2 protein-coding genes are annotated in these 2445 nt (G+C 65.4%); both read right to left on the reverse strand.

Going from position 1 to position 2445, the window contains the following annotated elements; translation table 11 throughout:
* The coding region (locus FVW27_RS13055; RefSeq protein ID WP_167125781.1) for a cobaltochelatase CobT-related protein at positions 1–1486 on the reverse strand (1486 nt) is incomplete at its 3' end.
* Between the two features lie 76 nt (positions 1487–1562).
* Positions 1563–2445 (reverse strand): DUF3150 domain-containing protein (locus FVW27_RS13060; protein ID WP_243838435.1); only part of this gene is annotated, 883 nt, incomplete at its 5' end.

The raw sequence follows: 2445 nt of genomic DNA on the forward strand, positions 1-2445 counted from the left end.
GGATGTTCACCGCACCGATGCCGATGGCGTAGACCTCGAACCCCAGCCGTTCGGCGTGCCGAATGGCTTCCAGGGCACATGTCGGCGTATCGGGGTCGCCATCGGTCAGCAGCAGGATGAGCTTGCGGGCCTCACGCAGAGGCAGCATTTCCTGCATCACCCACCACAGGGACTCGGCCAGTGGGGTGGTCCCCACGGCTGCCACCTTCAGTCTCGGATGAACCCGCTGTCCGTGCCGCACCAGGCGGCCCACGGTTTTCTGCTCCGTCGACGCCGGGTCATGGCTGGCCGGAAAGGCGGTGATGGCCACGTTGATGCCCACGGTCTCAAGGGCCGAAGCCACGGCGTGGCAGGCAGTGCTGGCCAGCCTGATGTTCGGGGTCATGGACCCGGAACAGTCAAGGAGCAGATGCACGGCGGTGTTGATGCCGACGCGCGTTCCCTTGCGCATGAACATGCGGGCGTCATCCGTGGCGATGCGGTGGAGCCTGCGCAGGTCGAGCCTGCCGCTTCGTGCCCCGTGGGTTCGGCTGCTGGTCGCAGCCTGTAACAGGCCATGAAGCCGGGTCCGCAGGGCCGTTGATGCCCGCCTGGCCTCGACGATGTCATCAGGGTGCAAGTCCGAACTGGCCTTGTGGGTGACGGTGGCTACGCTCACGGGCAATCCTTCCCGGGCAGGAGCCTCACGTTTCAGGGCCTCTCCAAGGATTGCGCCGAATTCCTGCGGAAGCTCGTCCTCCTGGGCGTGCAGCAGGTTCCGTATCCGTTCCCACGGTGATGCCGTGGTCTGATTGCCATTGCCAGCGCCATCCGGGTCGCCACCGGCCTGACTGGCGCCCGGATTCGTACCGGACGCGGGTTGCGGTGTGTGTGTTACCCTGCCCAGTTCCGCGACAATGGCCCGCGCATGGGAAATGGCCTCGACAGTAGATGCACACGAGGTGCGTACCGCCTCGACAACGCAGGCCATGCGGGTAAGCAGGCCCGGACAGAGTTTATCGAGATGTTCCGCGATGGTGTCGCGCCGCTTTCCGATGGCCGGGACGTCCCATGCTCTGACCGTAAGCAGCAGCCAGTTCAGGAACAGGGCTGCAGGATCGCCCGTTGTCCCTGTCGCCTTGCCTCCGAAGAAGTGTTCGATGAGCCAGTCGAAGTTACCCCGGCAGCCGGGGAACGCCGTGACCAGCCGGTTTTCCACTCTCCAGTCCTCAATGATGTTCCACACATGGTGTTCAAGGGGGGTAAGGTTCGCGGCCTTCAGCGCCGTGAAGTCGGTATCCCGCAGGTGGGCGGCCTCATGGTCGATGTAGCCACGGGCCAGTGCGAGGAAGGTGTCGGGCACGCCCACTGGCAGGGCGGGGAGATGGATCGCGCTACCGTCCGTGTACGCCTCTGTGCCCCCGATGGTCACGGTAACACCGTATTTCCTGCCGAGCACGCTCGCCACCAGCGGCAGCGAGCGCATCACGGCGCGTGTGTCCAGCATGTTGTCCTCCAGCAGGGGCAGCCCGTAGTGGCCGGTCCGCCCGGTAGTAGCGCCAATGGATGGGGGAATGTAAGCCCTACCACAGCCCGCAATTGGGCAGCACGGGTTGCAGATCAGGCATGACCTCGCGGGGGATGGCGTCCAGCGCAAGGTCGTCCCCAAGGTCGGGCATGTCGTCTTCCCCTTTTTCGGGTTCGTCTGCGGACGCTATCCGTCCATTCTCCGTACTCCCATCCTGCCGCAGCAGAGCATCCAGCAGATCGGACGGGCGATGCCCCTCCATGATCCGCTGTCCATGCTCCATGAGTGCGGACGGATCGCGCAGCAGGGCCACCAGCCCCTGCAGCATGAGCAGGTGCGCCCCCTGTATCCTGCCCCGCTTGGGCAGGTTGGCGAAGGCCGTGCCGATGAGGTCGGCCACCGGGGCTACCCTCGGTTCCACGAAGGTGAGCCCGGCCAGTTTCTGGTGGATGGTTCGCAGGGGAGACAGCGCCTTGTGGGTCACTTCGCTGCGGCCCGCATAGCACTTGTGCCAGGCCTCGGTGGCGGCCTTGGCCACCTCGTCGAACAGGGTCCGGCCAAGCCCGCGCACCTCTTCCGCAAGCCCCTGGGCCACCGGCTCCGCATCGCCTGGGGCAGGCGGCACAATGCGGTAGACCTGCCAGCGGAATCCCATGCGGCTGCGCACGTAGTCCGCGCTGACGGTGGAATCGGCGATGATGCGTTCCCACTCGCCGTGCCGGGCTATCCAGTCCCGAACGGCGTCATCGTACCGGGTGAGGAAGGTATCCCTGGCTGCCAGGAATTCGTCCCGAATGCGGTCGAGTTCTTCCACAAGGACGGGGGCTTTTTTCTCCGGAATGCCCCAACCGCCAAGAAAGCGGACGCCGTGACGGTCGAGCAGGTTCACCGCGCGCGCCTTCAGCGTGCCGAAGATCTTCAGTTCCTCGGGGTCGCAG

Origin of the sequence: Nitratidesulfovibrio liaohensis (genome assembly GCF_011682075.1) — a bacterium.
GTDB lineage: Bacteria > Desulfobacterota > Desulfovibrionia > Desulfovibrionales > Desulfovibrionaceae > Cupidesulfovibrio > Cupidesulfovibrio liaohensis.